General features: G+C 58.5%; 6 protein-coding genes and 3 pseudogenes. 6 read left to right on the top strand and 3 right to left on the bottom strand.

Translation table 11 applies throughout. From position 1 onward, the window contains the following. Positions 1-63: 63 nt before the first annotated feature. The 3 genes from QCM77_RS45060 to QCM77_RS45050 form a co-directional block, all read right to left on the bottom strand. On the bottom strand, positions 64-504 hold the full coding sequence (locus QCM77_RS45060; protein ID WP_280097033.1) for a plasmid pRiA4b ORF-3 family protein: 441 nt from the start codon (positions 502-504) through the stop codon (positions 64-66). Between the two features lie 266 nt (positions 505-770). Further along, on the bottom strand, positions 771-1,007 hold the full coding sequence (gene tnpB, locus QCM77_RS45055; protein ID WP_280097031.1) for an IS66 family insertion sequence element accessory protein TnpB: 237 nt from the start codon (positions 1,005-1,007) through the stop codon (positions 771-773). A gap of 206 nt (positions 1,008-1,213) precedes the next feature. Continuing rightward, positions 1,214-1,423, bottom strand: a complete 210-nt coding sequence (locus tag QCM77_RS45050) for a transposase (protein WP_462804418.1) — start codon at positions 1,421-1,423, stop codon at positions 1,214-1,216. A 269-nt stretch (positions 1,424-1,692) separates the two neighbouring features. On the opposite strand from QCM77_RS45050, the pseudogene QCM77_RS45045 reads away from it, so the two are divergent. The 6 genes and pseudogenes from QCM77_RS45045 to QCM77_RS45020 all read left to right on the top strand — a co-directional run. Then, positions 1,693-2,633 (top strand): annotated as a pseudogene (locus tag QCM77_RS45045) (IS630 family transposase). 12 nt (positions 2,634-2,645) lie between these two features. Next, positions 2,646-2,816 (top strand): annotated as a pseudogene (locus QCM77_RS45040) (transposase domain-containing protein); the annotation flags it as partial. Then, positions 2,813-3,520, top strand: coding sequence for a plasmid pRiA4b ORF-3 family protein (locus QCM77_RS45035; RefSeq protein WP_462804417.1), 708 nt, complete (start codon positions 2,813-2,815; stop codon positions 3,518-3,520). The pseudogene QCM77_RS45040 and the gene QCM77_RS45035, both read left to right, overlap by 4 nt. A 1,033-nt stretch (positions 3,521-4,553) precedes the next feature. After that, positions 4,554-5,945: an FAD-dependent oxidoreductase gene (locus tag QCM77_RS45030; protein WP_280097030.1), complete on the top strand. Its 1,392-nt coding sequence runs from the start codon at positions 4,554-4,556 to the stop codon at positions 5,943-5,945. 24 nt (positions 5,946-5,969) lie between these two features. Further along, the gene (locus QCM77_RS45025) at positions 5,970-6,329 is read left to right on the top strand and encodes a cupin domain-containing protein (RefSeq protein WP_280097029.1); all 360 of its coding nucleotides are present in this window, start codon (positions 5,970-5,972) and stop codon (positions 6,327-6,329) included. A gap of 106 nt (positions 6,330-6,435) precedes the next feature. After that, a pseudogene (locus QCM77_RS45020) lies at positions 6,436-7,076 on the top strand (transposase family protein); the annotation flags it as partial. Between the last annotated feature and the right edge of the window lie 126 nt (positions 7,077-7,202).

Genomic DNA, 7,202 nt, shown 5'->3' with positions numbered 1-7,202 from the left:
TCAAAGGCACAAACCAGTTGCCGAAGATCATCGCAGGTGTCAGATTCAACGACGGCATCGAGGTCATCCAAGCGCCGGCAAACCACGCCGCCTGATCACCCCGTCACCCAAAATCCCGCATAGCTCCCACCCCGGAGGAATACCCCAGCTGTCGCCGAAGTCATAGAGATAATGGATCGTCTTAGCGCCCGTCTCGCGAACGATATCGCAGAGCCGCGCCTTGCGGGCATCGATGGGCTGGGAATCAAAATCACCATCGAGATCAGGGATGCCCCAAGGTCCTTCGCCAGCCAGGAACTCGAAGAGATGGCTATTCGTCCAGCCAAACGCCGCCTGAAGCGTCAGATGCAGCCGATCAAGGCGCAGCGTGAACGGCACGACAAGGCATCGCATCACCTCCGGTTTCACATCCTTGAGGGGCACCTTGATCCGGACGGCGGTCGTGTTGAGGCTCACGCCGCCAGCCTCGGATCGTGTGCATGCATCGTGTAGGTCGACGCCCATGGAAGCAGTTTGGTAGATCCGCGGACGATTGCGGCGACCCGCCGTCTGGCCCTCAGAATCGCAGCGCAGCAACCGCATCGCATGCTTCCGATGGAAGCCCGTGATCGCAACGAACTACTTCAGTTCCTTGCGCGTCGCCATACTCAATCGCCTCATCGTTGTCCCTGCGCTCCCTTGCCATTGGGGAGCAATTTACGTGAGGCAACAACTCAGCATTCAGGAACATTTCTGGCGACGCAATGCGGCTTCCCATCCAGATTGTCGCGCTATAATTTGAAGCCGCTGCCATCGAGCCGCTTCCAGTACATCACAAGGCCGCTGCCATCCCAGACGACAATCTTCACCCGATCGGCGCGTTTTGCACGGAAGACCACCGCCACGCCCTTCATTGGGTCATGGCCCAGCGTCTCCTTCGCCAAGTGCGCCAAGCCTTCCGCACCCTTTCTGAAGTCCACAGGTTGGGTCGCAACGTAAATCATGAGGCTCGTGGGTGTCGTCAGCATGAACGTGTCCGTCGGAGCGCCAAAAACACATCACTCAACACAGCAAGACCGGCCGTTCCGCGCACCTCTACCCGTGCACCCAGGAGCTCAACCGTAACAGCGGCTGCTTCCGCAGATCCGGAGGGCTCTGCAGCCGCCGGTAGCAACGCTTCCGAGACTAAAGGCACGAATGATTGTGTCCACCGAAGCCGGCAGCAGCAATTGACCTAGACGCGCCCGGCGCCGCCAGTCATGCACCTGCTGTGGCCGAGGCAGCCATGGCGACGTGCGACATCTGTTACAACCGCGCCTGGCTCGAGGCTTTCCGCGACAATCTGTGCCTTCAAATCATCCGGCCAGTGCTTTCGACCTCCGCCAGCATACACTTCGATACGCGGCGACAACGGTCGTCTTATATCGTCCGAATGGTCGTCCATTGTGAGCACTCTTGCCGAAGATGACTCTTCTAACGGTGCTGCTAAGACTGCGCACAAACAATCTGAAGGGCCTCGGCGCTGCGCTTACGGTCGAGCGCGCGATGCGGCCGATCAAGCTCAACGCTAAGAACTCCCTTTTTGCCGGTTGCGACGAGAGCGCCGAGAGTTGGGCAGTACTAAAGCGGGATGGGGTTAGGCTGAATCGATTTGGGATTCCCAAATGGGTATGATTCTGATTCACCATGCTGGCTGGGAGGAGGCCAGCATGGATGGGCAAGCCTTACTCTCTCGATCTGCGCAAGCGGGTTGCTGGCGGCGATTGAGGGCGGAATGTCCCGTAATCAGGCCGCCAAGCAGTTTCGAGTGGCGATCAGCACAGCGATCGGCTGGATGAAGCGGGTCGATGAGACCGGCAGCGTTGCTCCGGGGCAAATGGGCGGTCACAAGCCGAAGGCGGTTTCGGGTGACCACGCGGTCTGGCTGTCGCAACGGATCAAGGACGGCGACTTCACCATACGCGGGCTCGTTGGCGAGCTTGCCGGTCGCGGCCTGATGGTCGACTATCACTCGGTGTGGGACTTCGTGCATGCCGAGAAGTTCAGCTTCAAAAAAAAGCTTGGTGGCTGGCGAACGCGATCGTCCCGACGTGGCCCGGCGGCGAGCACAGTGGACAAAGTACCAAGGTCGCGTCGAAGCTGAGCGGCTGGTCTTCATCGACGAGACCTGGACCCGGACAGACATGGCGCCGTTGCGGGGATGGGCGCCGCACGGGCACAGGCTCCCCGCCAAAGTCCCACACGGCCGTTGGAAAACCATGACCTTCCTGGCGGCCCTGCGGCCATGACCGGATCGATGCACCATGGTTCATCGAGGGACCAATCGATGGCGTGAGCTTCCGGATCTATGTCGAGAAGGTTCTCCTGCCGACCCTTCGTCCCGGCAACATCGTCGTCCTGGATAATCTCGGCAGCCACCGAAGCAAAGCCGTGCGCCAGCTCATCGGCCCGCCGGAGCCAAGCTGTTCTTCCTGCCAAAATACTCACCCGACCTGAACCCGATCGAACAGGTCTTTGCCAAGCTCAAACATCTGCTCCGCAAGGCAGCCGCACGAACCGTCGATACGGTCTGCGCCGCCATCGGCGAACTCCTCGACGCCTTCACACCCGAAGAATGCGCGAACTACCTCAAAAACTCAGGCTATCGAAGCTAATGCCATCACGCTTTAGCTTCGTTAATCGAGACCTGTAAGCTCAATGGCGTCAGTGCCGAGCACTGGCTCTCCGACGTCCTCGCGAAGCTCATCAATGGCTGGCCTGCGGCGCGACTGGACGAACTGCTTCCGTGGTCGTCGACCTACACGATGCATGCACACGATCTGAGGCTGGCGGCATGAGCCTCAACACGACCGCCTTGCGGATCAAGGTGACTCTCAAGGACGTGAAACCGGAGGTGATGCGTCGCCTTGTCGTACCCGTTAGCCTGCGCCTTGATCGGCTGCATCTGACGCTTCAGGCGGCGTTTGGCTGGACGAATAGCCATCTCTTTGAGTTCCTGGCTGGCGAAGGACGTTGGGGTATCCCCGATCCCCATGGGGATTTTGGTCCCCAGCCCATCGATGCCCGCAAGGCGCGGCTCTGCGATATCGTTCACGAGAGCGGCGCCAAGACGATCCACTATCTCTATGACTTCGGCGACAGCTGGGATCATGTGATCGAGCTCAAAAATGGTTCGACAACACGCCAACGGACGCTCTTCCGCTTTTGCTTGATGCCGCCGGCCGCTGCCCTCCAGAGGAGGCCGGAGGTGCGCCCGGATATGCCGACTACCTCGATGCCATCGGTGACCCTACCCATCCAGAACATGATAATGCACCCTGGGATCCCCCACAGTTCGATCCCAACGTCGTCGATCGCAAGGCGCTCGAGGCCGTCGTTAAAGCGTTGTCCGAAGACCGGAAGTCGCGCCGGCACGAGGTGCGGTCAAAATAAACGTCAAGCGCCAATCAAAAGGGCCGCGGAGCTACGCTCACCTTTGACCCTTGTTGAGGACCGCTTCACCTCGAAGTGCAGTCGACAAGGGACGGCGCACACCGGTTGAAATCAATCCCAGACTGGCCGGCAGGCACATTTGTTCGATAGGCAAGGGTGTGGACCTTATTCGGGGCACACGCTCGGCATGAGAGTTGATCTGTTACCGGCCAAGATTGGCTGTTCAAGTGTTCGCTTCTTGATGCTGCCGCCGCACATGCGGGTTCGATCGACATCGACGTAGACGCAGCACGCGCTCTGGAGAATGTCGAATCGGTGCAGATCTACCCGAGGTCCCTTAAAGCACGTGAGCGTTACGGCGATTTCTGCGATTGCGATGGGCACCTCATCGCGAGTGCCCAAATCCTGGAACTTGCGAGCGGCACCGCAAACGCGGCCAGTTCAGCAATCACATTCCAGAACGGGTGAGAAGGAAAAGATCATGTAGGCAGCCGTGTTGCATACCCCCGAGACGAAGTGAAATTCAACAATCACACGCTTCTAGCCAATGCGCTTGTTCGGGCTGGCATCGATGTTGCCGTTTGCGGCTTACATTCCCTCTCCGCAACCGAGACCGGCTTCGCTGCGCGGTGCGTCAAGCTTGAGACTGAGTTTGGTCCTCGACAGCGCACTTCCCAAAACTACGCGACGCGATCAACCTCACGGACTACGCCATTGCTTGGATGCTCAGCCAGGCCCAGGCCGATTTCGAAAGGAAATTTTTCCCCATCGAAGGACTGCCAGTCCGTCGATGATCTCCGGAAATATGCGCAAGAGCCCAAAAGTCGCTGAATTTCTGCAAGATTTGGGGTGCTTCGAAAGTCTCTGCTGCTCTTCCAGTTATAAAAGGTCGCTCGAAGAGGAGATTGCGATGAAGGCCAGCGTTCCCGCGGGATCAAGGCACGCAGATGCCGCGACGCCTGGGCCCCCAGAGCCGGCCAAGACAGCGATCGGCCACAGAGCCGTGATCAAGAACGATGCCGACGCCATTATCTGAGATACCGATGGCGCTACGGTTATAGAGTCCGCTCACAAGGTATTTGCATCATCGAGACCACCTTCACCGTGATCTCATCGCATCACTGGTTTAACGAGACCGAACTATGAACAACTTTTGGTTAAAGCAGGCATTCGATCGCCTTGGGAAGCCGCAGGTGCGATCCTTGTCGACGCACGTCACGGCCGATGTGACGATCGTTGGCGGCGGATACCTGGGTTTATGGACAGCTATCCGGATCAAGGAACACTCACCCTCGCTCCAAGTCGCAGTGGTGGAAAGCGATTTGTGTGGAGCGGGCGCAAGCGGCCGCAACGGTGGATTTGTGACCAGCTATTGGGCCAAATATCTCTCCTTGTACAAGCTATGCGGCACCGATGAAGCCACTCGGATTGCGAAACGCTCGGCGGAAGCGGTGCTGGAAATCGGCGCTTTCTGCCAGGAGAATGGAATAGATGCGGAATTCCGTGCCGATGGGTGGCTGTGGACCGCGACCTCTGCGCCGCAAATCGGCTGCTGGAATGTCCTGATCAATGAACTAGCTAAACATAACGTGCGACCCTTTGAGGTCCTTAACAATGCGCAGGTGGCGCGCCTGGGTGGCACCGATCGCAATTTGGCTGGCGTCTTCGAGCCAGATGCCGCTACTGTTCAGCCAGCCATACTTGCCCTCGGTCTTCGAAATCACGCCCAGAAACTGGGTGTGACGATTTACGAACGTTCGCCCATGATCCGCCTAGAGCGGACTGGAACGCCAAAAGTTATAACGCACAAAGGCTCGGTTACAACCAAGAAGGTTGTTCTGGCCATGAACGCTTGGGGGGCTCAGTTCCCCTATCTGCGGCGCAAGGTGGTGATCGTCTCTAGCGACATGATCGCGACGAAGGCCAAGGCCGGCAAGCTGAACGAGATCGGTTTTACAAAAGGCGTCGCAATATGCGATTCTCGCATGTTCTTGAACTATTACCGAAATACGCCAGATGGCCGGATTGTTTTCGGCAAATCGTTGGGCCACTTCGCGTTCGCCGGACAGGTAGCGGATCACTATGAAGGGCCATCGCTTAGAGCCGGCGAAGTGGAGGAAAGCTTCCGCAAGCTCTACCCGATGCTCAATGACATGGACATCGAATCGTCGTGGACCGGGCCGATCGACAGGTCTGTAGACGGACTGCCGTTCTTCGGGCGCCTAGACAATCATCCGGATATTCTTTTCGGCATCGGTTTTTCCGGTCAGGGGGTCGCGCCGACCGTTCTTGGTGGAAAGATACTCGCCTCGCTTGCTCTTGGCGAAACGAACGAGTGGTCCAAATGCGGGTTGGTCCGTGACAATGTAGACAAATTTCCTATCGAGCCCTTCCGCTATACCGGCTCCATCCTTGTCCGCGAAGCGTTGCGCCGGAAAGAGGGTCTGGAAGATCGGGCCCGACGGCCCGACCCTCTCACTCGTGCTATCGCAAACCTTGCTCCCGTCGGTTATGTACCCTCCGGGCGCAACTGATACGTATACAAACAGGAATGAATCATGACTCCGGTTGTCCTCAAAGCCTCTCTCAACGTACCTACCGAAGATCTCGACAGCATCAGCCCAGTTTCTCGCCCTCTCGGAGAGCCGGTTTCGGTCATGCGCAGTAAAGTCGCGTTCAAATCTTCCACAGACGCAATCAGCACCGGGGTTTGGGAATGCTCGCCTGGAAGATGGCGCCGTCAGGTTTTCCAGGCAGAATTCTCCACTTTTCTTTCAGGGCGTTGTACGTTTACCCCCGATGATGGTCCAGAAATCGTTCTCGAGGCCGGGGACTCCATATATTTTCATACAAACACCAATGGAGAATGGAACATCATTGAGACGGTTCGGAAGGCATATGTCATTCTGCCCGAGTGAGGTGGTCTCCTCGTCTGGAGAGCCGGCTCCGCAAATTTGGACAGGTCGACAAGTGGAGTTTCTGCCTGACAGCGGGCACGCTGGTGCCTGCGAATCAGGAGCGACGATGAGCAGACGAGCACGCCGGAATCACACACCGGCCTTCAAGGCGAAGGTGGCGCTGGCCGCCGTCAAGGGCGACCGGACGATAGCTCAGCTGGTCGAGCAGTTCGACATCCACCCCAATTAGATTACGGTGCGGAAGGTGCAGCTGGAGGGCGGCGCTTCCGGGGTAGCAGCGCTGCGCCGGCCAAGCCTGCGATCGAGGTGCCAAGATCGGGGAGCTGACGCTGGAGACCGATTTTTCAGAAGGAGCGCTCACTAAGGCGGGATTGCTGCGCGCACAGCGATGGACCGCGAGCATGATCTGTCGATCACCAGGCAGGCGGAAGTTTTGCAGATCAGCCGCGGCAACGTTTATTACCTGCCGCGACCGGTGCCGGACGCCGATCTCGCGATCATGCGGCGTCTCGACCGGCTGCATCTGGAATCTCCCTTCGCCGGTTCGCGACTGAGAGGCCTGCTGGCTGCCGAGGGGTGCAAGATCGGCCGCAGGCATGTGAAGACGCTGATGCGGCGGGGGCGATAGAGGCGCTCTATCGCCGTCCGCGCACCACCAGGCCAGAGCACGGCCACAAGATACATCCATACCTGCTGCGCGGCATGGAGATCACGTGGCCGAACCAGGTCTGGGCGATGGACATCACCGTAAGCGCTCAGCCGGGGCCCTATTGAGCCTGGCTTGACGCCTTGCGGAAGCGCCACGGCATGAGGTCTTCGATTCTGCTATGGGGATGGCCGTCGATAATGGCCTCGAGTGTTTCGGCGATGTAG

It is taken from the genome of Bradyrhizobium nivariense (assembly GCF_029846695.2).
Classification (GTDB): Bacteria; Pseudomonadota; Alphaproteobacteria; order Rhizobiales; family Xanthobacteraceae; genus Bradyrhizobium.
Note: the sequence above shows the minus strand (reverse complement) of the source record. Positions and strands in the feature narration are given on the sequence as shown.